21 protein-coding genes and 1 tRNA gene are annotated in these 20,886 nt (G+C 69.8%); 12 read left to right on the top strand and 10 right to left on the bottom strand.

The features are described from left to right. Nucleotides 1-3: 3 nt before the first annotated feature. On the top strand, nucleotides 4-537 hold the full coding sequence (locus ACFV6H_RS04350) for a MarR family winged helix-turn-helix transcriptional regulator (protein WP_370746960.1): 534 nt from the start codon (nucleotides 4-6) through the stop codon (nucleotides 535-537). A gap of 75 nt (nucleotides 538-612) precedes the next feature. On the opposite strand, the gene ACFV6H_RS04345 is transcribed toward ACFV6H_RS04350, so the two are convergent. The 3 genes from ACFV6H_RS04345 to ACFV6H_RS04335 form a co-directional block, all read right to left on the bottom strand. After that, a complete protein-coding gene (locus ACFV6H_RS04345; RefSeq protein ID WP_385538498.1) occupies nucleotides 613-2,196 on the bottom strand; it encodes an MFS transporter in 1,584 nt (527 codons plus the stop codon). 385 nt (nucleotides 2,197-2,581) lie between these two features. After that, a complete protein-coding gene (locus ACFV6H_RS04340; RefSeq protein ID WP_384977083.1) occupies nucleotides 2,582-3,244 on the bottom strand; it encodes a TetR/AcrR family transcriptional regulator in 663 nt (220 codons plus the stop codon). Between the two features lie 221 nt (nucleotides 3,245-3,465). Then, nucleotides 3,466-3,645: a hypothetical protein gene (locus tag ACFV6H_RS04335; protein ID WP_385538996.1), complete on the bottom strand. Its 180-nt coding sequence runs from the start codon at nucleotides 3,643-3,645 to the stop codon at nucleotides 3,466-3,468. Between the two features lie 58 nt (nucleotides 3,646-3,703). Here ACFV6H_RS04335 and ACFV6H_RS04330 point away from each other — a divergent pair, with 58 nt between their 5' ends. Next, nucleotides 3,704-4,957 carry a M6 family metalloprotease domain-containing protein gene (locus ACFV6H_RS04330; protein WP_384779790.1) on the top strand — a complete coding sequence of 418 codons (1,254 nt, stop codon included), beginning with the start codon at nucleotides 3,704-3,706 and terminating at the stop codon, nucleotides 4,955-4,957. Between the two features lie 8 nt (nucleotides 4,958-4,965). On the opposite strand, the gene ACFV6H_RS04325 is transcribed toward ACFV6H_RS04330, so the two are convergent. The 3 genes from ACFV6H_RS04325 to ACFV6H_RS04315 all read right to left on the bottom strand — a co-directional run bounded on the left by ACFV6H_RS04325 (nucleotide 4,966) and on the right by ACFV6H_RS04315 (nucleotide 9,049). Then, a complete protein-coding gene (locus tag ACFV6H_RS04325; RefSeq protein WP_385538494.1) occupies nucleotides 4,966-6,717 on the bottom strand; it encodes a class I adenylate-forming enzyme family protein in 1,752 nt (583 codons plus the stop codon). A gap of 167 nt (nucleotides 6,718-6,884) precedes the next feature. Further along, nucleotides 6,885-7,694, bottom strand: coding sequence for an SDR family NAD(P)-dependent oxidoreductase (locus ACFV6H_RS04320; protein WP_385538491.1), 810 nt, complete (start codon nucleotides 7,692-7,694; stop codon nucleotides 6,885-6,887). A 92-nt stretch (nucleotides 7,695-7,786) separates the two neighbouring features. After that, nucleotides 7,787-9,049 carry a S8 family serine peptidase gene (locus tag ACFV6H_RS04315; RefSeq protein ID WP_385538488.1) on the bottom strand — a complete coding sequence of 421 codons (1,263 nt, stop codon included), beginning with the start codon at nucleotides 9,047-9,049 and terminating at the stop codon, nucleotides 7,787-7,789. A 367-nt stretch (nucleotides 9,050-9,416) separates the two neighbouring features. Between ACFV6H_RS04315 and ACFV6H_RS04310 the strand changes: the two genes are divergently transcribed. The 9 genes from ACFV6H_RS04310 (at nucleotide 9,417) to ACFV6H_RS04270 (ending at nucleotide 18,366) form a co-directional block, all read left to right on the top strand. After that, complete coding sequence (locus ACFV6H_RS04310) at nucleotides 9,417-10,850, top strand: NAD(P)-binding domain-containing protein (RefSeq protein ID WP_385538485.1); 1,434 nt, start codon at nucleotides 9,417-9,419, stop codon at nucleotides 10,848-10,850. 62 nt (nucleotides 10,851-10,912) lie between these two features. Then, a complete protein-coding gene (locus tag ACFV6H_RS04305; protein ID WP_385538481.1) occupies nucleotides 10,913-11,728 on the top strand; it encodes an amidohydrolase family protein in 816 nt (271 codons plus the stop codon). 85 nt (nucleotides 11,729-11,813) lie between these two features. After that, complete coding sequence (locus ACFV6H_RS04300; protein WP_384779499.1) at nucleotides 11,814-12,344, top strand: MSMEG_0572/Sll0783 family nitrogen starvation response protein; 531 nt, start codon at nucleotides 11,814-11,816, stop codon at nucleotides 12,342-12,344. Nucleotides 12,345-12,354: 10 nt separating this feature from the next. Then, on the top strand, nucleotides 12,355-13,545 hold the full coding sequence (locus ACFV6H_RS04295; protein ID WP_385538477.1) for an MSMEG_0568 family radical SAM protein: 1,191 nt from the start codon (nucleotides 12,355-12,357) through the stop codon (nucleotides 13,543-13,545). Further along, nucleotides 13,545-15,107 carry an MSMEG_0567/sll0787 family protein gene (locus ACFV6H_RS04290; protein ID WP_385538474.1) on the top strand — a complete coding sequence of 521 codons (1,563 nt, stop codon included), beginning with the start codon at nucleotides 13,545-13,547 and terminating at the stop codon, nucleotides 15,105-15,107. Before ACFV6H_RS04295 ends, ACFV6H_RS04290 begins: the two co-directional genes overlap by 1 nt. Then, a complete protein-coding gene (locus ACFV6H_RS04285) occupies nucleotides 15,104-15,997 on the top strand; it encodes a carbon-nitrogen hydrolase family protein (protein WP_385538471.1) in 894 nt (297 codons plus the stop codon). The genes ACFV6H_RS04290 and ACFV6H_RS04285 overlap by 4 nt, the downstream gene beginning before the upstream one ends. 22 nt (nucleotides 15,998-16,019) lie before the next feature. Further along, a complete protein-coding gene (locus ACFV6H_RS04280) occupies nucleotides 16,020-17,039 on the top strand; it encodes a carbon-nitrogen hydrolase family protein (protein WP_385538468.1) in 1,020 nt (339 codons plus the stop codon). After that, nucleotides 17,036-18,145 (top strand): MSMEG_0565 family glycosyltransferase, encoded by a 1,110-nt coding sequence (locus tag ACFV6H_RS04275; RefSeq protein WP_385538465.1) that lies wholly within the window; start codon nucleotides 17,036-17,038, stop codon nucleotides 18,143-18,145. The genes ACFV6H_RS04280 and ACFV6H_RS04275 overlap by 4 nt, the downstream gene beginning before the upstream one ends. Nucleotides 18,146-18,293: 148 nt before the next feature. After that, a tRNA-Arg gene (locus ACFV6H_RS04270) sits at nucleotides 18,294-18,366 on the top strand. Between the two features lie 127 nt (nucleotides 18,367-18,493). Here ACFV6H_RS04270 and ACFV6H_RS04265 read toward each other — a convergent pair. The 4 genes from ACFV6H_RS04265 to ACFV6H_RS04250 all read right to left on the bottom strand — a co-directional run bounded on the left by ACFV6H_RS04265 (nucleotide 18,494) and on the right by ACFV6H_RS04250 (nucleotide 19,994). Beyond that, nucleotides 18,494-18,652: a hypothetical protein gene (locus ACFV6H_RS04265; RefSeq protein WP_384977062.1), complete on the bottom strand. Its 159-nt coding sequence runs from the start codon at nucleotides 18,650-18,652 to the stop codon at nucleotides 18,494-18,496. A 246-nt stretch (nucleotides 18,653-18,898) separates the two neighbouring features. Further along, entirely contained in the window at nucleotides 18,899-19,222 is a 324-nt protein-coding gene (locus ACFV6H_RS04260) for a helix-turn-helix domain-containing protein (protein ID WP_384977060.1), read from the bottom strand. After that, nucleotides 19,222-19,590 (bottom strand): type II toxin-antitoxin system RelE/ParE family toxin, encoded by a 369-nt coding sequence (locus tag ACFV6H_RS04255; RefSeq protein WP_385538461.1) that lies wholly within the window; start codon nucleotides 19,588-19,590, stop codon nucleotides 19,222-19,224. Before ACFV6H_RS04255 ends, ACFV6H_RS04260 begins: the two co-directional genes overlap by 1 nt. 233 nt (nucleotides 19,591-19,823) lie before the next feature. Further along, nucleotides 19,824-19,994: a hypothetical protein gene (locus ACFV6H_RS04250; protein WP_385538458.1), complete on the bottom strand. Its 171-nt coding sequence runs from the start codon at nucleotides 19,992-19,994 to the stop codon at nucleotides 19,824-19,826. A gap of 80 nt (nucleotides 19,995-20,074) precedes the next feature. Here ACFV6H_RS04250 and ACFV6H_RS04245 point away from each other — a divergent pair, with 80 nt between their 5' ends. Then, nucleotides 20,075-20,371, top strand: a complete 297-nt coding sequence (locus ACFV6H_RS04245; RefSeq protein WP_385538455.1) for a hypothetical protein — start codon at nucleotides 20,075-20,077, stop codon at nucleotides 20,369-20,371. Nucleotides 20,372-20,886: the final 515 nt, after the last annotated feature.

Raw genomic sequence — 20,886 nt, 5'->3', positions numbered from 1 at the left:
AGAGTGGAATACATGACCACGGCATCCACCGGCAAAGACGCCGGTACGGGCGAGGAGCCGCGCTGGCTCAGCGACGAGGAACAGCGCGTCTGGCAGGCATACCTCCAGGCCACGACCTTGCTGGAGGACCATCTCGACCGCCAGTTGCAGCGCGACGCCGGGATGCCGCACATCTACTACGCGCTGCTCGTCCATCTCGCACGCGCCCCGCGGCGCCGTATGCGGATGACTCAGCTCGCCAAGGACGCCAAGATCACCAGGTCGCGGCTCTCCCATGCGGTGGCGAGGCTGGAGCAGCACGGCTGGGTCCAGCGCGAGGACTGTCCCTCCGACAAGCGCGGACAGAACGCCTTTCTCACGGACCAGGGCAACGAGGTGCTGAAGCAGTCCGCGCCGGGCCATGTCGCCGCCGTACGCCAGGCGATCTTCGACCGGCTCAGCCCGGAGCAGGTGAAGCAGCTCGGCGAGATCATGCAGGTGATGGCGGAGGGCCTTCAGCCGGAAGGTACGGGCGCGGATCTGCCCTGGCGCCGCTGAACCGCGGGACACCAGGGCAGATCCGTTCTTCGCTTCTTCGGTTATTCGTACATACCGACTATTCGTACGTACCCGTCAGTGCATGACGACCGGGACCTTCGCCGCGTCCTCCGCGTTCTCGGCACCGGAGCCCGAGGCGACCGGCGAGGAGTCCGGACGGCCGGTGTTGATGAAGGTCAGGGCGATCGCGGCGGCGACGGCCAGAATGCCGACCGCCCACCAGATCGCGCTGGAGTAGCCCTCCACCATGGCCCGCAGCTCAAGGAGCTGGCGGTTGCTCGTGGTCGCGGCGTGCGAGGTGACGTACGCGGTCGTGGCCGAGGCCGCGATCGTGTTCAGCAGCGCCGTACCGATCGCGCCGCCCACCTGCTGCGAGGTGTTCACCATCGCGGAGGCGACGCCCGCGTCCCGCGGCTCGATGCCGTAGGTGGCAAGCGACATGGCCGGCATGAACGCCGTACCCATGCCCAGGCCCAGCAGAAGCTGCGCAGGCAGGATCAGACCGGCGTACGAGGAACCGATCTCCAGCTGCGTCAGCAGCAGCATGCCGAGCGCGGCGACCACGAAGCCGGGGCCCATCAGCAGCCGCGGCGCCACCCGTGTCATCAGCCGCGCGCCGATCTGGGTCGAGCCCGTGATCATGCCCGCGATCATCGGCAGGAAGGCGAAACCGGTCTTGAGCGCCGAGTAGTCCTTCACGACCTGGAGGTAGTAGGTCAGGAAGAGGAAGAGACCGAACATCGCGATGATGGCGAGGCCCAGCGAGAGATAGACACCGCCGCGGTTGCGGTCGGCGATCACGCGCAGAGGCAGCAGCGGGGACTTCACCCTGGACTCGACACCGACGAACGCCAGCAGCAGGACGACGGAGGCGACGAAGAGCGAGATCGTCATGGAGTCGGACCAGCCGTGGGACTCGGCGCGGGTGAAGCCGTAGACCAGCGACACCAGGCCCAGCGTGGAGAGCACGACACCCGGGATGTCCAGCGCGGAGCGGTTGCGGCCGCCGGCCGGCTCACGGATCACGAAGTACGCGCCCAGCGCGGCCACGATCGCGAACGGGATGTTGACGAAGAACGTCCAGCGCCAGTCCAGGTACTCGGTGAGCACACCGCCGAGGATCAGGCCCACGGCGCCGCCGCCACCGGCGATGGCTCCGTAGATACCGAACGCCTTCGCGCGCTCCTTGGCGTCGGTGAACATCACCGCGAGCAGCGAGAGCGCGGCGGGCGCGAGCAGCGCGCCGAAGGCGCCCTGGAGCGCGCGGGAGCCGAGCAGCATCGCCTCACCGGTGGCACCGCCACCGAGCGCCGACGCGGCGGCGAAGCCGAGCAGACCGACGACGAAGGTGCGCTTGCGTCCCCACAGGTCGGCGATACGGCCGCCGAAGAGCAGCAGACCGCCGAAGGCGAGGGCGTAGGCGGTGATGACCCACTGGCGGTTTCCGTCGGATATGCCGAGGTCCTGCTGTGCGGAGGGCAGCGCGATGTTCACGATCGTCGCGTCGAGCACGACCATGAGCTGCGCGAGGGCGATGAAGACCAGCGCTTTCCACCGGCCTGGGTCGGGTTGTGATGCTCCGGAGAACGCGGACGACGAGTGCGAGGGCGAGGACTGCGCTGACGCGGCCGGTTCGGCCGAGGCGGCTGAATTTGACATGGAGGTATCCACCTAAGGATGCGGAAAGACGAAAATGTCGGTAAGTCGGTACGTAAGTACAGGCGACGCTGCCGGACTTACGAGGTCATGGAGTCACTGGAGCCATCAGGTGACCGAGTGATGGACAGACGGATCTGAGGGTTCCGAGAGCTGACGGATCTGACGGATGTGAGGGAGTGCTTCCGAAACCGTCGGTACGGGGCTACCGGACGGGATACGGGATCGCTCGGACGCCCGCTGGGCGGCGGCACCACGGGACGTTCCGCGTCGGTGCGGACGTTCTGCGGCGGCCGGTTCCGCCCGGGCAGCCGGGCGGCCCGTAGGGGCTTCGGTTCTCGGCCGCCGGGCTGGGCCTCCGGGGCCGGAGTTCATGGTTCAGGGCGCGTCACGGAGCGGCGCGGCGCAGATCCTCCAGGGTCGCGGCCGAGCCGGGCAGTTCGGACCGGGAGGGTGCCTCCAGGCCGTCGAGGAAGAGCTGGAGATGCCGGTGGGTGAACCGGTCCATATTGACGCAGCCGGTACCGGGCAGTGGACGGGTGAGCTGGGACAGCGCGACCATCAGATCGCCGACGGCGACATCCTTGCGGAGCCGTCCCGCCTGCCGCGCCCGCTCCATCATCCCTTCGACCGCGCCTTCGAGGCGCTCACGCTCGGCGTGCAGGTCGGGACGCGCCTGGTCGAACGTGCTCGAAAGCATCGGGCAGAGCGCCCCGATCCGCTCGTCCGCTGCGGTGTGCACAAAGATGCGCAGCGCGGTGAACGGGTCGGGCTCCTCGGCGGCGATGCGCTCCGCGTGGTCCGCCGAGCGGGCCATGACGAAGAGCACGACGTCGTGGATGAGGGCATACCGGTCGGGGAAGTGCCGGTAGAGCGTGGCATTGCCGATTCCGGCGCGGCGGGCGATCTCGTCGAGCGGAGCCTCGGCCCCGTACTCCACGAACAGCTCCCGCGCCGCCACGACGATCCGCTCCCGGTTGCGCAGGGCGTCCGCGCGTGGCCGGGTGGCACGGCGCGCTTCTGGTCCTGCGGTGGTGGTCGCGGTGGTCACGTCGGGGCCTTCCCTCGGTTCTCGTTCGGTTCTCGTTCTCGTCCTCGGTCCGTCCCCGCTTCCTGGGGACGTAGATGCAAACGGGGAAGCCGTCCCCGGTTATTTCGATCGCGCTTGTGACCTGCGTCACAAATACCTCCGCAGAGGAAAGAACCCACGATCGGGCGCACCCAGCGAGCGCCGACACGCCGAGCGGCGGAGGGTGATCGAACGGAGTGCAGTCAGGACGGCCGACTGCCGCGGACCGAAGGCGGCCGCATGAAGCCGAGGCGTCGGATATGCAGAACCGGCGGCAGTGCCGGAAACACGGGCCACGCGACCAGTGGCGACAGTTCCAGCAGTTCCAGCAGCTCCAGCGGTCCCAGTAGCTCCACCGGCTCCACCAGTTCCAGCGGCTCCACCAGCGACAGTCACAGTCACACAGGTAGTCACAGTGGCAGAGGCCACGGCAGACACCGCCTGGGTTCCCATCGTCTCGGCGCCCTCGCCGGGCTCACCGCCCTCACCCTCGCCGCACTGACCACGGCCAGCGGCACGCTCCCGGGCCCCACACGCGCCTCCGCGGGCTCCGTGGCCGCGGGCCGGGACGCCTCCCTCACTCCGTGCCGTATCGCGGCCACCTCGACCGTACAGATGTCGGAGGGCCTGCCCACTCCGCCCGGCTACTCGCCCTCCACCGGCACGGTCCGCGCGCTCAATCTCATGATCGACTTCCCGGACGCACAGGGCCCGGGAAAGGCGCTCGACCGGCTCGGCGAGTTCTTCCCGAAGACGTCAAAGTGGTTCAGGACCAGTTCGTACGGGCGGCTCGACTACCAGGCCGAGGCCCCGCTGACGGACTGGCTGCGGATGCCGCTCTCCTTCGCCGCGTACGGGATAGAGCGCGGAGCGCCGTACGAGCCCGGCTACCGCCGGCTGGTCGAGGACATCGTGTCCGCCGCCGACAGCCGGGTGGACTTCGCCGCGTACGACCTGGTCAATGTCCTGGTCACGCCCAACGCAGGGCCCTCGGCGCTCGACACCGTCCTGTCCGTCACGTTCTCCGGCAACTCGGACGCGCCCGAGGCCGACGGCACACCGCTCGCCAACACGTCCTTCGTCTACAGCCGCCAGGACGACGGCTCGGGCTCGTACCGCGAGACCGGCTACCGCGTGCTGCCGCACGAGAACGGCCATGTCTTCGGACTGCCCGACCTCTACACCATGGACGGCGGCAGCTCGGTCGGGCACTGGGACATCATGTCCGAGGACTGGGGCGCCAACAACGATCTGCTGGGCTGGCACAAGTGGAAGCTCGGCTGGCTGGACGACGAACAGATCCGCTGCGCGTCCGTGTCCGGCATCAGTGAGTATCTGCTGGAGCCGCTGGCGCGGACGGGCGGGCCCAAGGTGACCTTCGTACCGGTCTCCAAGGAGTCCGGTTACGCGGTGGAGGTACGGACCCGGGAGGGCAACGACGAGGCGGTCTGCGCGCCCGGTGTGCTGATCTACCGGGTGGACTCGACGGTCGACACCGGGCGCGGCCCGATCGCGGTCGCGGACAGCCGCGAGAACAGCGGCGGCTGCACCCGGCGGCCCAATGTGCACGCGGAGCTGTCGGACGCGCCCTATCTGCCGGGCGAGACCTTCGTAGACGGCGAGCACGACATCCGGATCACCGTAATGGCGAAGGAGCCGGGCGGGAACTTCAGGGTGCGGGTGTCACGGCCCTAGTGCGGGTGTCACGGCCCTGGAGAGTCCTGGACAAGCAGGTTCTGGACCTCGGTCCGCAGCTCGCGCTTGAGGATCTTGCCGGCCGGATTGCGCGGCAGCGGCTCCTCCCGTACGAGCACATGGGCCGGGACCTTGAAGGCGGCGAGACGGGCGGCGACATGCGCGCGGAGCGCCTCGGCGTCCACAGCGACACCAGAACCGGCGGGCTCTCTGAGCCGTACCACCGCCACGACCTCCTCGCCCAGCACGGGATGCGGAATGCCCAGCACCGCGGCGTCCAGGACCTCGGGATGGTCGTGCAGCACGGCTTCGACCTCCGCGCAGTACACGTTCTCACCGCCTCTGACGACCATGTCCTTGATCCGGTCCACCACCGCGATCCGCCCGTCGCGCACCATCGCGAGATCGCCGGTCCTGAACCAGCCGTCGGGTGTGAAGGCCTCTGCGGTGGCGGCCTCGTCGTGCCAGTAGCCGCGTACGAGCGCCTGCCCGCGCAGCCACAGTTCGCCGACCTGGCCCTCCGGCACGCTCTCGCCCTGCGGTCCGGCGATCCGTACCTCGGTGGCGGGCGTCGGGCGGCCCACGCTGTCCGGGAAGCGCCGGTACTCCTCGCCGAAGACGGCCAGCACTCCGCCGCAGGTCTCCGTCAGGCCGTAGCCGTTGCGTGGCTCGACGCGCTCGCCGTAGCGGGCGGTGAGCCGGGCGACGAGCGCGGGCGGCGCGGCGGCGCCACCGGTGCTGAACAGGTTCAGCGTCTCCAGCGCATCGTTCTCGGCACCGGCACCGGCCTCCTGGGCCCCGGCCTGGGCTCCGGCCTCGGTCTCGGACTCCGCCTCCGCCGCGTCCAGGAGCTGGAGCGCGGTGGACGGGACACCGGCGTAGTACGTCACCCGGTGCTCGCGGATCAGCCGCAGGGCCTCCCGCGCGTCCCACGTACGCATCAGTACGAGCGTGCCGCCGACGGCCATGACCGAGTAGACGCAGGTGAACGCGGCCACATGGAAGAAGGGATACGTCATCAGCGCGACCGGCGCGGGTCCCTGCCCGGGGATCCGTCCGCGCGCGAGGGCGGAGGCGGCGGCGTGGTAGCGCGGGTTCATGGCCGCGCCGGCCTGGGCGAGCTGAGTGGCTACGGCGCCCTTGGGCCGGCCGGTGGTTCCGGACGTATAAATGATGGTGGCGTCGTCCTCGGCCCGTACCTCGACGTCGGGCGGCGCGGTGAACGGATCGGGCGCGGGCAGGCCCTCCTCGCCCTTGTCCCACTTGTCCCCCTTGTCGCCACTGCCGTGGTGGAAGACCAGAGTCCGGACGCCCTCGCGCGCGGCCCAGCGCGCCACGCGCGGCAGCCGCTCGCCGTCCACCAGCAGAACGCGCGGTGCGCAGTCGTCCAAGGCGTACGTGAACTCGTCCTCGGTCCACCAGGCGTTCAGCGGTACGGCGACCAGCCCGGCCAACTGGGCCGCCCAGAAGGCGATCTGCCACTCGGGATGGTTGCGCATGGCGACGACGGCGCGGTCGCCCGGGCGCAGCCCGTACACATCGAGCAGACGGTTCGCCAGCGCGGAGGCGGCGGCGAAGAACTCTCCGTACGTGTACGTCCCGCTCTCCGCCACCAGGAACGGCCGGTCGCCGTAGGCCCAGGCCGCCTCCACGAACTCGCGCAGGGTGCGCGGTCCGTCGGCGTACATGAGCGAACCGTTCTCGGCCCGTACGACGGCGAAGGGCGCTCCCGGCGCGGTCAGGATGTGCGGCTCGGGCACCTCGGCACCTCTCTCCAGGCGGCTGGGTCCCAGGTGGCTGGGTCTGTCCCAGGTGGCTGGGTTTCCAGGGAGTTGGGCTGCTCAGCCCGCCGCGACGCTACTCGACCGCTGCCCCCCGGTCGAACCCGCCCGTCCAGGACCGCCCCGTCCAGGACCGCCCGTCCAGGTCAGCCTCGGTCGACCACCGTGCCGCAGGTGATGTTGAACGCGGTCGCGGTCATGGACCGGGCGCGGTCGGAGGCGGCGAAGGCGGCCACGTTCGCGACGTCCTCCCGTGTCGCGGCCCGCTTGAGCAGCGTCCGCCGCACGGTGTCCTCGACGATCGCCGCGCCGCCCTCGAAGTCCTCGGGAATGGTGTCCACGATCCCGGCCGTCTGGATGGTCAGCGCGCGGATTCCGTACCGTCCCAGCTCACCGGCGAGCTGTCTGCGCAGCGCTTCGACGGCCTGGAACGCCACTTGCAGCCCGCCCAGATTCCACTCGGGCATCGGGTCGCCGTACCCGCCGAACATCAGGATCACACCCGAGCGGCGGGGGATCATATGGCGCGCGGCGGCGCGCGCGGTCAGGAAGTTCGTCCGCAGGGCGGTCATGACGGGCTGCTGGAAGTCCGCGAACGGCATCTCCGCGAGCGGAGTGCCCTGCACATCATTGTGCGAGATCAGATTGAACGAGATGTCGATACCGCCGGCGCGCGCGGCCACGTCGGCGGCGTGCGCGTCCACGGCCTGTTCGTCGAGCGCGTCCACCACGGCGGCCTCGACGGCGCCGCCCTCGTCCCCGATCTCGGAGGCGACCCGCTCCAGCGGCGCCGGAGTCCTGGCGGCGAGGAAGACACGGGCTCCTTCCCGTGCGAAGGTCCGGGCCACGGCGCTGCCGATGGCGCCGCTGCCGCCGTAGATCACCGCGGTCTTGTCCTTGAGCAGCATGGGTCCGCTCTCCTCATCATCCTCGTCGCCACCTACGTGCGCGTTCACACCAACGACTCCACCATTCGTGGAAACTCATCGCCAGTGGCGCGAGAAGGGCCGACCTCTGGTTGAGGCCGGCCCTCGTCCGCCCGGTTCCCTCAGAGTCCGTCGGTGTAGAGCAGACGGTTCGGTGAGGCCGTGCTGATGGGACGGACCACGTCCTTGGTGGACGAGCTGATGAGCCGGCGGGTGAGCTCGGCCGGAGAGGCCGTCGGGAACTTCTCCTTCAAGAGGGCGACGACTCCGGCGACATGAGGACTGGCCATGGAGGTGCCGTTGAGTGTGCTGGAGCCGCCGCCCAGTTTGGCGGAGACGATGGCGACGCCCGGCGCGTATGTCGTCAGGCAGCGGCCGTAGTTGCTGAAGCGGGCCTCGCGGTCCTGGTTGTCGGTGGCGCCCACGGCGACGACCTCGGCGGCTCCGGCGGGCGAGACACGGCAGGCGTCCTGGGACTCGTTGCCTGCCGCGGCGACGGGCAGGACACCCATGTCGGCGACAGCGTTGACGGCGCTGTCCGCCGCCGCGGACGCGGGTCCGCCGATGGAGGCGTTGAGGACCGCCGGCTGTCTGGCGTTGGCCGCGACCCAGTCGAATCCGGCGATGACGCCGGCCCAGTCGCCCTTCCCCTGGCAGTTCAGTACGCGGACGGAGACAAGAGAGACCGAGCGCGCCACGCCGTAGGTCGCACCGCCCGTGGTGCCCGCCACGTGGGTGCCGTGGAGGTTGCAGTCCTGCCCGTTGCGCCCGTCGCCGATGGCGTCGAAACCGACGGTGGCGCGACCGCCGAACTCGGTGTGCGCGGTCTCGATCCCGGTGTCGACGATGTACGCCGTGACGCCCCGGCCCGTACCGGTCACGGTGAAGTCGTTGTCGAGCGGCAGATTCCGCTGGTCGATCCGGTCCAGTCCCCAGCTCTCGGCCCTGACCGCCCTCGCCATGGGCGTTGCGACGGATGTCGGTACGGACCGCGCCTCGGACGTCGCCATGGACCGCGCTTCCGTGGCCGACGGCGAGCCGACGCTGATCCGCGCGTTCTCCTCGATGGCCTGGACGGCGGGAAACGCCCGTACGGCGCGCAACTGGTCCTCGGTGAGGGCGGCGGCGAACCCGCGCAGCACGGTCCCGTAGGTGAACAGGGGCTTGACGCCGAGCTGCCGCACCACCGTGGCCGCCGAGAACGCGGGCTTGAGAGTGACGATGTACTGGCCGGGAATCGCGTCGACGGAACGCTCCACGGGAACGGGAGCCGAAACCGGAGCGGGAGCCTGCCTGGGCCCGGCGTCACCACTCGTACCGGCGCCAGTGATCAAGGGAACGAGTAGCAGAAGGGCGATCGGTGCCCAGCGCGCGCTCAAGCGCATACATGCTCCTAGCGAGGACGGAAATCGCCCACGGCCGAGCCGAGCCGGGCCCGCGAGCGACGAACACCCTTCCTTCGGTCATGACACGCCCACGACTTGAGCGACACCGACCGTATGGCGCAAGCCGCTCGGGCTCATCCCTCGTCCGGCCCGGGCCGCCGCGGCCCGCCCTGCGCCGCCCTACCCCAAGCGCGTCCGGTATTTGCCTCCGAGGCAACCCCACGTACACGGAAACTCACCCGCCGTGAGGATCCCGTAACTCCGCTTTATTCCGGATGACTCGGTTCGGTAATCGGTGCTGGCTGAAGTTGTCCTTACAAGCAGCGGCGAGGTGTCACCACCTCGGCGCCTCGCATGGAGGGACTTCATGCCTGAGATCTATCTTGCCGGAGCCCATTATCCGGTGGCCGTGATCGGCGGCGGACAGGCTGGTCTGTCGGTCAGCTACCACCTGCGCCGACGCGACATCGACCATGTCGTGGTCGAGGCGAACCAGGTCGGTCACGAATGGCGTGAGCGCCGCTGGGACTCCTTCTGTCTGGTGACTCCGAACTGGCAGTGCAGACTGCCCGGCTTCCCGTACCGAGGAGACGATCCGGACGGATTCATGGTCCGCGAGGAGATCGTTCAGTACCTCCAGGACTATGTGGACTTCTTCCGGCCGCCGCTGGTGGAGGGCGTGCCGGTGACCGGGCTGCGGCGCGCCGTCGGCGGACGCTTCGAACTGGCCACCGCGGAAGGCGAGTTCACCGCCGACCAGGTGGTGGTCGCCACCGGGCCGTACCACTCGCCCTCCGTCCCGCGGATGGCCGAGCGCCTGCCCGGGGGCGTCGAGCAGATCCACTCCTCCCGTTACCGCAACGCGGACCAGCTGCCCGAGGGCGCCGTCCTGGTCGTCGGCTCCGGTCAGTCCGGCTGCCAGATCGCCGAGGATCTGCACCTCGCGGGCCGCCAGGTGCATCTGGCCGTCGGCAGCGCGCCTCGCGTCGCCCGTTTCTACCGGGGCCGGGACTGTGTGGCCTGGCTGGACGAGATGGGTCACTACGCGAAGGGCATCGACAGCTTCGACGATGCCGCCGCCGTCCGGATGCGGGTCAACCACTACGTCACCGGGCGCGACGGCGGCCGTGACATAGACCTGCGGGCCTTCGCCCGCGACGGAATGCGTCTGTACGGGCGGCTGACGGGCATTGGCGCTACGCCGGGTACGGCGGCGGGTACGGCGCGTACGACCAGTACGGCGCGCACGACGGTCCGTACGGCGCGTACGACGACCGGTACGGAAGGCACGCCAAGTACGACCGGCACGACGGCAGGCACCACGCTGGAGTTCGCGGACGATCTGAAGGTCAATCTGGACCGGGCGGACGCGGTGGCCGAGTCCATCAAGGACGCCATCGACGCCCATATCTCCGCGCACGGCATCCAGGCGCCTCGCGAGGCACGGTACGTACCGGTCTGGGAGCCCTCCGAGCACACCGCCGAACTCGATCTCGCCGAGGCCGGGATCACCTCCGTCGTCTGGTCCACCGGCTTCACCCGCGACCACCGGTGGATCGAGATACCCGCCTTCGACGGCCGCGGCTATCCGATGCACCGGCGCGGCGCCACCAGCGTCCCGGGCCTGTACTTCCTGGGCCTGCCCTGGCAGTACTCCTGGGGCTCAGGACGCTTCGAAGCCGTCGGCCGGGACGCGGAGTTCCTCGCGGACCACATCGACGCAAGCCGCCGCCTCGCCGACGTGTGCGGCGCGCTCACCGGCGCGCCGGACTCCGTCGCCTCCGCCCTCCCAGTGGGCTGACAGCTTCCCCCGGGCCGGCAGATCCCCGAGCTGACAGAACCCTGGGCCGACAGGAGCCTCTCATGGTCTTCGACGCACACCGCCACATCGGCGTCCTCCCTGCATATCCCTTCTACGGCGGTCCGCCCGTCAACCCGGACACCACCGCCCGCGCCACCGTCAAACAGTTCCTCGCCGACCTCGACGCCGAGGGCACAGAACGCGCCCTGGTGATCCCCAACTACGGCGTGCCGGATCCCGCCGTCGCGTTCCTCTTCAACGAGCTGGCGATCGAGGCGGCCCAGAGCGACGACCGCGTCCGCGCCGGGCTGTGGGTCTCCCCGCGCCCGGAGGACACCGACCGTACCGAGCAGGCGCTCGCCCTGGCGGGAGAGGACGGCGTACGGGCCCTCAAGCTCAGCTTCCTGCTCGGCGGCAGCCCCACGGACCCGGCCTGCCGCCCGCAGCTGGACCGTATCTTCCGTACGGCCGAACAGCAGGGACTGGTCGTCCATGTCCACACCTCGCCGGGCGCCGCCTCGGACATCGACGAGGTCGGCCGGCTGGTGGACTGGTACGCCGATCAAGTGCCCGTACACCTGGTGCACTTCGGCGGCGGGATGAGCGGCCACATCAAGCTCGCCGGCTCGCGGTTCTTCGACTGGATCGAGTCCGGCAAACGCGTCTACACCGACCTGTCCTGGGCCATCGGCTTCACGCCGCGCTGGCTGGCCCGGGAGATCGAGCGCCGCGGTATCGGCCATGACCGGGTGCTCTTCGCCAGCGACCAGCCGTGGGGTGACTTCACCGGCGAGTACGCCCGGCTCGCCGAGGCGACCGGCGGCGGCGAACTCGGCGGACTGGTCTTCCGGGACACGTTCGCCGCGCTCTACGACTGACCTCGACCGAGCCCTCACCTGCTCACCTGCTCACCTGCTCACAACTGACTCACCGTCACCTCCCATACCGAAGAAGGAGACAGCAATGTCCGAGACCACCTCCACCGTGGAACTCACCGACGTCGAGCAGAAGTCCCTCGCCGAGATCCCGCATCCTTCGCTCCCCGAGGGCTCCAGCATCTACGGCTCCACCAAGGTCTTCCCCGACTACCGCGCCGAGGACGGCGAGACCTACTTCACCCTCGTCCACGGCATCGCCCACGAGTCCTCGGTGTCCTTCGTCGCCGTGCTCCAGGCCACCCGCGCCCTGCGCAAGGGCTTCGAGGCGGCCATCTACTTCTACGGCCCAGGCTCGCTCAACTGCCTTGCCACACGCGGTTTCCCGACCGTCGGCAACTCCGCCTTCCCGGGCGAGCACAACATCAACAACCAGCTCAAGACCTTCATCGCCGAGGGCGGCAAGGTCTACTGCTGCCGCTTCGGCCTCTCCCTGCACGGCGCCCGTGAGGAGGACCTGATCGAGGGCGTCATCCCGACCCATCCGCTCGATGTGCAGGACGCGATCATCCACTACGCCCGCAAGGGCGCCATCATCAACTCCACCTACCAGCTCTGAGAGGTACGTCGTGAGCGTTGGCACCGATACGACGAGTACGACGACGGATACGACGGGTACGGCGGCCACTGGTACGGCTGCCACGGGTACGGCGGTGGCAGGTACGGCGGCAGCTACGGGTACCGCGGTGGACGTGCGGATCATGACTCGCGCCGAGCTCGCCCTGCGTGGCATCCGTCAGGACGTCGAGGTCCGGCGGCCGGACGGCGCGGGCCCCAGCGACGACGGCCATGTCCTTGTCGACGGTGCCAACGCCGCGCTGCCCCGCAATCCCGACAGCCCTTACACGGTCCGCGACGGCAAGGTCTGGCTCGGCGACGAGTCCGGGATCCTGACCGACACCGGGCTCTCCCTCACTCCCGTACGCCGGCCGAGGTTCTACGACCTGACGACGGCCGACGGCGTCCGGTACGAGGAGATCGCCCGGCTGCACGGCTCCAACGTGCTCGCCACGACCGTCGTACAGACCTGTATCCGCTACGCCGAGTCCGACCGCTGCCGGTTCTGCACCATCGAGGAGTCCCTGCGCTCCGGCGCGACGGTCGCGGCCAAGACTCCGGCGCAGCTCGCCGAGGTCGCCGAGGCGGCGGTACGGCTGGACGGCGTCCGGCAGATGGTCATGACCACCGGTACCACCGCGGGTCCCGACCGCGGCGCGCGCAATCTCGTACGGTCGGTCCGGGCCGTACTGCACGCGGTGCCCGGCCTGCCCGTCCAGGTGCAGTGCGAACCGCCCGGCGACCTGGCGTGGATCCGCGCACTGCACGACGCCGGAGCGACGGCCATCGGTATCCATGTCGAGTCCCTGGACGACGAGGTACGCCGCCGCTGGATGCCCGGCAAGTCGACCGTGCCACTGGCCGAGTACGAGGCCGCGTGGGACGAGGCGGTACGCATCTTCGGGCCCAACCGTGTCTCCACCTATCTGCTCGTCGGCCTCGGCGAGGATCCGGACGAACTCGTCGCGGGCGCGGGCCGGTTGATCGACCGGGGTGTCTATCCCTTCGTCGTCCCGTTCCGCCCGATGAGCGGCACGCTCGCGGCCCGTGACGGGATCGGGGCGCCGGGCGCGGAGGTGCTGCGGTACGTCACGGAGGGCGTCGCGGCGAAGCTGCGCGCGGCCGGGATGAGCGGCGCCGACCAGAAGGCGGGGTGTGCGGCCTGCGGGGCGTGCAGTGTGCTGAGGACGGCGGGCGGGTGATGTCCATGTATCTCGACGGGTCGGCAGCGCCGGCGTCGGCGATGGCGGGCCGTTCAGCGGACCGAGGAGCCGACCGTACGGCAGACGGCGCGTTCGACATCCTGGCGCTGCTCGGCGACCGCAGCACCTTGGCGCGGCAGCCCGCCTTCCGTATCGAAGAGGCCTGTTCCGCTCGTTCCACTGGCTCAACGGGCTCCACTGGCGAGTTGTCCGCCTACCGTCGGCTGCGCCGGGACGCCTTCGTCCATGAGCAGGGGCTCTTCTCCGGCCATGACCTGGACGACCGGGACGCCGACGCCCGTACCGTCGTCCTCGTCGCCAAGGACCGGGACGGCACCGTGGTGGGCGGCGTACGGCTCGGGCCGGTCGGCGACGGTCCCGACATCGGCTGGTGGCAGGGCGGCCGGCTCGTCGTGGCCCGGCGGGCCCGTGGCGCGTACGGCATCGGCGCGGCGCTGGTACGCGCGGCCTGCGCCCGTGCGGAGGCCGAGGGTGTCCTGCGGTTCGACGCGACCGTCCAGGTCCGTAACGAGGCGCTCTTCAAACGGCTCGGCTGGCGTTCCGTACGTACGACCACGGTCGCGGGCGTGCCGCACGTACTGATGCTGTGGCCGATCGGACGGATCGCGGCCCAGACGGCGGCCACCAAGTCGGCGCTCGGACCGCTCCTCGCGGCTTTCCGTGGATCGGCGGACGGAGGTCTACACGGAGCTCTACCCGGACGGGACCGGGCCGCCCTCGGCGGCGCCGGGTTCGTCGGCGATGACGGCGCGCCCGTACCCGGCACGGACATGATCGCCGCGTGCGACGCGATCGTGCCGTCCATGGTCGAGCGGGATCCCGTGTGGGCGGGCTGGTGCTCCGTCCTCGTCAATGTCAACGACCTCGCGGCGATGGGCGCTTCGCCGATCGGACTGCTCGACGCCGTGGGCGCGAAGGACGCGGCGCACGCCGGCCGGATCCTCGCCGGACTCGGACGGGCGGCGGAGGCGTACGGCGTACCGGTACTCGGCGGGCACACGCAGCTCGGCGTACCGGCCGCCCTGTCCGTCACCGCGCTGGGCCGTACGGACCGTCCGGTGCCGGGTGGCGGCGGACGGTCCGGGCACGCGGTACGGCTCACCGCGGACCTCGGCGGCGGCTGGCGCGCGGGTTACCGGGGCCGTCAGTGGGACTCGTCCACCCACCGCCGTACGGACGAACTCCGCGCGATGACCGGCGCGGTGGCCGCCGCCCGGCCCGCCGCGGCGAAGGACGTGTCGATGGCCGGGATCGCCGGGACCCTGGGCATGCTCGCCGAGGCGAGCGGCTGCGGCGCCGTACTCGACGTGGCGGCCGTACCGCGCCCGCGGGCCGCGGCCATGGGCGACTGGCTCACCTGCTTCCCGGGCTTCGCGATGCTCACCACGGACGGACCGGGCGCGGCGCCGCTGCCCGCCGGGCCCGCCACGGGTGCCGTGTGCGGCGAGCTGACCGCAGGACAAGGCGTGGGGCTGCGCTGGCCTGACGGAGAGATCACAGACGCGGTCGCCGGCGCGGTGACCAGAATGGGGACCGCATGAGCACGCTCCGTATGGCGGCCGTCGCCGCCGAGTTCGGCCGCGATCTGGAAGAGGACTTCGCCGTCGCCGAACGGCTGGTCAAGGAGGCCCGCGCCGAGGGCGTACGGCTGCTCGCCCTGCCGGAGGCCTGTCTGGGCGGCTATCTGCTCAGCCTCGAAAACGACACTCCTGCCGACACCGACACCGGCACCGATAAAGACTCCGAGCTCGACGCGGGCCCGCCCGCGCTCGCTCTCGACGGCCCGGAGATCCGCCGACTGGCCGCGCTGGCGGGCGAGTTGACCGTCGTCGCCGGCTACTGCGAGGCGGGCACGGACGGGCGGCGCTACAACAGCGTGGTCTGCGTCAACGGCGACGGCGTACTGGGCAATCACCGCAAGGTCCACCAGCCGCTGAGCGAGGACGCCAGCTACGCCTCCGGCGACCGCTTCCATGCCTTCGACACACCGGTCGGCCGGATCGGCATGATGATCTGCTACGACAAGGCCTTCCCGGAGTCCGCCCGCGCGCTGGCCCTGGACGGGGCCGAGATCGGTGTGGTCGTCTCCGCCTGGCCGGGCTCGCGCACCAATGCCGCTCCCGATCTGGTGAACGACCGCTGGAAGCGCCGCTTCGACCTCTTCGACCGGGCCCGCGCCCTGGAGAACCAGATCGTATGGGTCTCCTCGAACCAGTCGGGTACCTTCGGGTCGCTACGCTTCGTCGGCAGCGCCAAGGTCGTAGATCCCGGCGGCGATATCCTCGCCGACACCGGTGTCGGAGCCGGCCTGGCGATCGCCGAACTCGACGTCGCCCAGGCCCTGGAGACCGCTCGCCGCTCCATGGGCCATCTGCGCGACCGGCGTCCGGAGACGTACACGTACACATACGCGGAAGCGGCCGTCGCATGAACGCAGGAGCGGTGAACGAACGATGACCACAGTCCGGATCGCGGCCGCCGCCGCCCACTTCGGCCGTGACCTGGAGTTCGATCTCGCCCGTATCGCCAAGCTCATCGATGACGCGCGCCGCTCGGGCGCCGGGCTGCTCGTCCTGCCCGACGCCGCGCTCGGCGGCTATCTGGCCGATCTGCGCCATCCCGATCCTGAGGCGCTCCCGCCGGCCCTGAAGCCGGACGATCCGCTGATCCTCCGGGTCGCCCGGCTCGCCGCCGAGATGGTGGTGTGCGTGGGCTACTGCGAGGACGGCGGCGACGAGCACTACAACGCGGCCGTGTGCGTCAGCGGCGACGGCGTCCTCGGCCGCCATCGCAAGGTGCACCTGCCGGCCGGTGAGGTCGCCGCGTACGCGCCGGGCGACCGTTTCGCCGCGTTCGACACTCCGGTGGGCCGGATCGGCATGCTGATCGACTACGACAAGACGTTTCCCGAGTCCGCCCGCTCACTGGCCCTGGACGGCGCCGAGATCCTCGCCTGTCTCTCCGCCTGGCCCACCAGCATCACCAACCGCGCGCCGCGCATGGCCCAGGACCGCCAGGCCAAGCTCTTCGACCTGTACGACCAGGCGCGCGCCGCCGAGAACCAGGTCGTCCTCGCCTCCTCCAACCAGACCGGCGCTATGGGCGGCATGCGCTTCCTCGGCCAGTCCAAGGTCGTGGGCCCGGGCGGCGACATCCTCGCCCGGACCTGGGCCAAGGCGGGCCTGGCCGTGGCGGAGGTGGACGTAGCCACGGAGATCGACCGCGCCCGCCGAGTACTGCGCCACCTGGATGAGCGCCGCCCGTCGGCGTATCGGGTGACGGGACCGGCGAGCGGCGCCTCGGAACGGCGAGCAAGCGTCCCGGAACAGCACGCAAGTGCGCCGCAACCGTACGCAACGGAGCACGGACCCTCCGCCGACCTGGAGGAGGTCTGGGAGATCCCCGCGCAGTCCAGACAGATCCCTCCGCAGTCCAGGGAGATCCCCTTGTCGTACCCGGAGACTCCCTCATGAAGATCGCCCTGCTCAGCTACTCCACCAAGCCGCGCGGCGGCGTCGTACACACGCTGGCGCTCGCCGAGGCACTGGCGGCGGCCGGAGCGGACGTGACCGTCTGGTCGCTGGGCCGGGGCGGCGACTCGGGCTTCTTCCGTGCGGTCGATCCAGGCGTACGCGTACGGATCGTGCCGTTCCCGGAAGGGCCCGCGGACGAGACCGTGGGCGAGCGGATCCTGCGCTCCATCGCGACGCTGCGCGAGGCCTTCGACCCGTCGCCGTACGACATCGTCCACGCCCAGGACTGCATCAGCGCGAACGCGGTGGACCGCTGTGTCCGCACCGTCCACCATCTCGACCAGTTCACCACGCCCGAACTCGCCGCCTGCCATGAACGGGCCGTCGTCGAGCCGTACGCCCATATCTGTGTCTCGCGGTCGGTCGCGGACGAACTGGCCGCGGGCTGGGGCCTGAAGGCGGAGGTCATCCCCAACGGCGTGGCGTACGAACGCTTCGCCGGCACCGATCCGGCGGCCCGCGAAGCCTGGCGCTCCCGCCTCGGCCGCTATGTACTCACCGTCGGCGGGATCGAGCCGCGCAAGGGCTCCCTGGACCTCCTGGAGGCGTACGCGCTGCTGCGCGCCGACCACCCGGACGTACGGCTGGTGATCGCGGGCGGCGAGACGCTCTTCGACTACCGCGACTACCGCGCCCGCTGGGAGACGCGCGCCACGGAACTCGGCCTCGAACCGGTCGTCCTGGGCCAGGTCCCGGAGAACGACCTCCCACCACTGGTCGCCGCCGCGTCCGCCTTCGCGTTCCCTTCCCTCAAGGAGGGCTTCGGCCTCGCCGCGATGGAAGCCCTGGCCGCCGGAGTCCCCCTGGTAGTCCGCGACCTGCCCGTCCTACGCGAGGTCTTCGCCGAGGCGGCCCGCTTCGCCGCCACCCCCCACGCCCTGGCCACCGAACTGGCCGCAGCCCTCACCCCCGACACCCACACCCCCACCCGCCGCACAGCAGCCCAAGCCCTGGCCGCCCGCCACACCTGGCCCACCGCGGCCCAGCACCACCTCACCTTCTACCGCTCCCTCCCCCACCCCCGCCCACCCACCCCCAACAGATAAGCGCGCCGCCCAACACATCCGCTACCCTGTCAGTGGCCGCCCAGGTTCCCGCCGCACCAGCCGTCCAGAACCTCTCCGACCACCGGGTTTGTCAAACCGGGTCAAGACCCACCCACCGGGTCCTCGACAAGGTTTCCCACAAACCCCTGCCTTCGTAGCTCAGGGGATAGAGCACCGCTCTCCTAAAGCGGGTGTCGCAGGTTCGAATCCTGCCGGGGGCACAGAGAAACACCTGGTCAGAGGCCCTTCCGTCCGTCGGACGGGAGGGCCTTCGTACGTGCGGCACAGCGCCTAGGCCGGGCCAGACCCACGTCTGGCCACCTTTCCGGCGCGCTGCTCGGTATCGCCTCACTCCTCGACATCCAGCGCTTCAAGCGCGGATGGCACGTCGACGTAGCTCGCCCAATCGGCGATTGGCGGAGGGTCGAGCGCGTTCGGCACGTCACCCATGTTCCACCACGTAACCGTGGCTTTCTGGGAGGGCTGTGCTGGGCGGTCGAGGTTCATTCCGTCGCTCCTTGTCCTGATCTGGCACGCCGCCACCAGAAAGCGGCTCCTCCCAGGGAGGGCTGAAGCCGATGATGGAGCACTGCCGGGTCAGCGGCGCAACCTCGCTCACCGGTTCGCCAAGGCCCTCCCCAGGGCGACCGAAGAAGTGAGTTCGCCACCACGCCCCGCACCGCATCACGCAACTCACCACTGGATGATCCCAAGCCACGCAACAGGCCTCGACGGGCCGGGCGGGGATCGGTTTCAGGCGGCGTGTGGGGTGAAGGTGACGTGGGAGTCACCCTCGTCGATGGCCAGATTCAGGGTGCCGTCCAGGGCCTTGGCCAGGCGTCGCAGCAGCGGGAGAGTAGGCACGGTATCGCCGCCCTCCATCCGGGATACCTGAGGCTGCGTCATCCCGGCCCGCTCGGCCAGTTCGGCCTGGGACAGGCCAAGCTCGATCCGACGGTCGTAGACCGCCTGCCCAAGATCACCGGCCAGCCGCGCGTCTACGTACTCCTGGTCGTACTCCACCGTCTCACCCGCAAGCTGCCGGGCCCGGCGCGTCCTCCACGTGCTGTGATTCATCAACTCTCCTTGCGCCGATCGTAGGTGTGCTCAGCTCGGCCGTGCTCGGCCTCGCAGACCTTCTGGACCTGCTGCGCACGCTCGACTTCCGCCGCCTCACGCATCCTCGTCTTACGGAACACCGTCAACAGAACGATCCGCTGCCCGGGAGCGAGCCAGTACGGGATGCGCACGGCCTCGCCGTCCAGTTCGAAGCGCAGCTCACGCAGCTTGCCGCCCAGGTGACGCGAGTACGGCTCACCAAGCGTCGTCGGCTCGTCCAAGAGACGGTCCGTCTTGTCCTCCACACGCCGGTAAAGGCGGAACGGAAGCAGCTCCAGCCAATCCCGCACCTCGGGTTCGATCTCGATCTCCCACCACTCCGTCATGCAATCAACGGTATATACCTTCAATTACATAGCGCAAGTCCCCACGGGCTTCTTCGGCCTGCGCCTCCCCCTTGTCGCGCCGCGCGCTCGCGACCTGCGGCAAGAGGTCGTCATCATGCGGTCAGCCCAGAACAGATTCAGCACACATGAGGCCGGGAAACCCCGCGAACGCGCGAGAACTACGGAGGGGTATTTTCCCAGACCGGGGACCCTACGGCCGCCGTTTCCGCAGGTTAAAAGCCGTCCCCTCCTAAAAGGTCGACCGTGACGCCGAAGCGTTCGAGGAGATGCACGATTTCCTCGAGGTAGGTGAGCCCCTTCTCGGTGTCCCAGATGTCGCCCGCCAGGGCCTGACGCGCGATGTCAGCCTGGTGCCAGATCAGGGTGAAGGGTGATACGAACACTGGGTGAACTGCACGGCGCGGAGAACGTACGGCTCGTCGTCTAGTTCGACTGACCGTGGAGGTACCGAGGTACGACACCCGTGAGCCAGGATGAGCCGGTGACAAGATGGTTCCGCAGCTACTGGGACGAAGAAGACACTTGGTTCTACTTCGAGGTCGGCGACGACGGATGGGTGAGCCGGCAGGTCGAACTCGAAGGACCTGCGTTGCGCCCCATCGTGGCCGCGTCGGTTGAGGATGATGACGCCTGGTACGGCTTCACTGCCGAGTCGCCCGTCACCGAGTGGGAGGGGCATGTCGAGGAGCCTCTGGCCCTCAAGGACTTCGAAGACGTATGGGCCACAGCCCGGCGACACCTCACGGCACTCGAAGCCTGACATGTCAGTCGGCGGCCTTCAGACCAGTAGAGCAGCAGCTCGCCCCAGCCTGGCGAATGGTCCGAGGCTTCCCCTGCGAACGAGGTAGTCGGGCGACCGGCGCAACGTGATGTCGATTCGCTTCGTATCCCGGTCATAGGTGCCAGTGGTGCGGTGGCCTTCATATTCGGCGTAGGTGTCGGCGGTCGTCTGAGGACGGCAGGGCGCCTCGTCGGCCCGGTCGCCGACCCGGCATGCGGTGGCCCCGTTCGCGGGTGGCGCGCGCCGTGCCGTAGACCGCAGGCACCGTCGCCTCATCCGTCGACCCACCCGAAAGAAGAGGGCGGTGAATCCCAGGTAGTTGGCACGGTTCCCCCTGGCAGATCGGGTCGGGAAGTAGACGCCAAGTGCCCCGGAGGCGACATCGACCATATGTGGCAAGTGGATGGGCGAGTTGATGGTTGCCGACTGGAGTCACCTCATTACTGCTGGTTATGGGGCCAGGGCCTGGTGCGTGGACGCCAAGTCTCTGGTGG

Origin of the sequence: Streptomyces sp. NPDC059743, assembly GCF_042732975.1 — a bacterium.
Lineage (GTDB): Bacteria > Actinomycetota > Actinomycetes > Streptomycetales > Streptomycetaceae > Streptomyces.
The sequence above is the reverse complement of the archived record's forward strand: the minus strand, read 5'-3'. Positions and strand labels throughout refer to the sequence as shown.

Coding starts and splice junctions, on each gene's coding strand:
- ACFV6H_RS04260 (WP_384977060.1), bottom strand. CDS start 19,222: ATGAATCACAGCACGTGGAGGACGCGCCGGGCCCGGCAGCTTGCGGGT.
- ACFV6H_RS04280 (WP_385538468.1), top strand. CDS start 16,020: ATGACCACAGTCCGGATCGCGGCCGCCGCCGCCCACTTCGGCCGTGAC.
- ACFV6H_RS04275 (WP_385538465.1), top strand. CDS start 17,036: ATGAAGATCGCCCTGCTCAGCTACTCCACCAAGCCGCGCGGCGGCGTC.
- ACFV6H_RS04315 (WP_385538488.1), bottom strand. CDS start 9,049: ATGCGCTTGAGCGCGCGCTGGGCACCGATCGCCCTTCTGCTACTCGTT.
- ACFV6H_RS04290 (WP_385538474.1), top strand. CDS start 13,545: ATGTCCATGTATCTCGACGGGTCGGCAGCGCCGGCGTCGGCGATGGCG.
- ACFV6H_RS04285 (WP_385538471.1), top strand. CDS start 15,104: ATGAGCACGCTCCGTATGGCGGCCGTCGCCGCCGAGTTCGGCCGCGAT.
- ACFV6H_RS04265 (WP_384977062.1), bottom strand. CDS start 18,652: ATGAACCTCGACCGCCCAGCACAGCCCTCCCAGAAAGCCACGGTTACG.
- ACFV6H_RS04300 (WP_384779499.1), top strand. CDS start 11,814: ATGTCCGAGACCACCTCCACCGTGGAACTCACCGACGTCGAGCAGAAG.
- ACFV6H_RS04255 (WP_385538461.1), bottom strand. CDS start 19,590: ATGACGGAGTGGTGGGAGATCGAGATCGAACCCGAGGTGCGGGATTGG.
- ACFV6H_RS04305 (WP_385538481.1), top strand. CDS start 10,913: ATGGTCTTCGACGCACACCGCCACATCGGCGTCCTCCCTGCATATCCC.
- ACFV6H_RS04310 (WP_385538485.1), top strand. CDS start 9,417: ATGCCTGAGATCTATCTTGCCGGAGCCCATTATCCGGTGGCCGTGATC.
- ACFV6H_RS04345 (WP_385538498.1), bottom strand. CDS start 2,196: ATGTCAAATTCAGCCGCCTCGGCCGAACCGGCCGCGTCAGCGCAGTCC.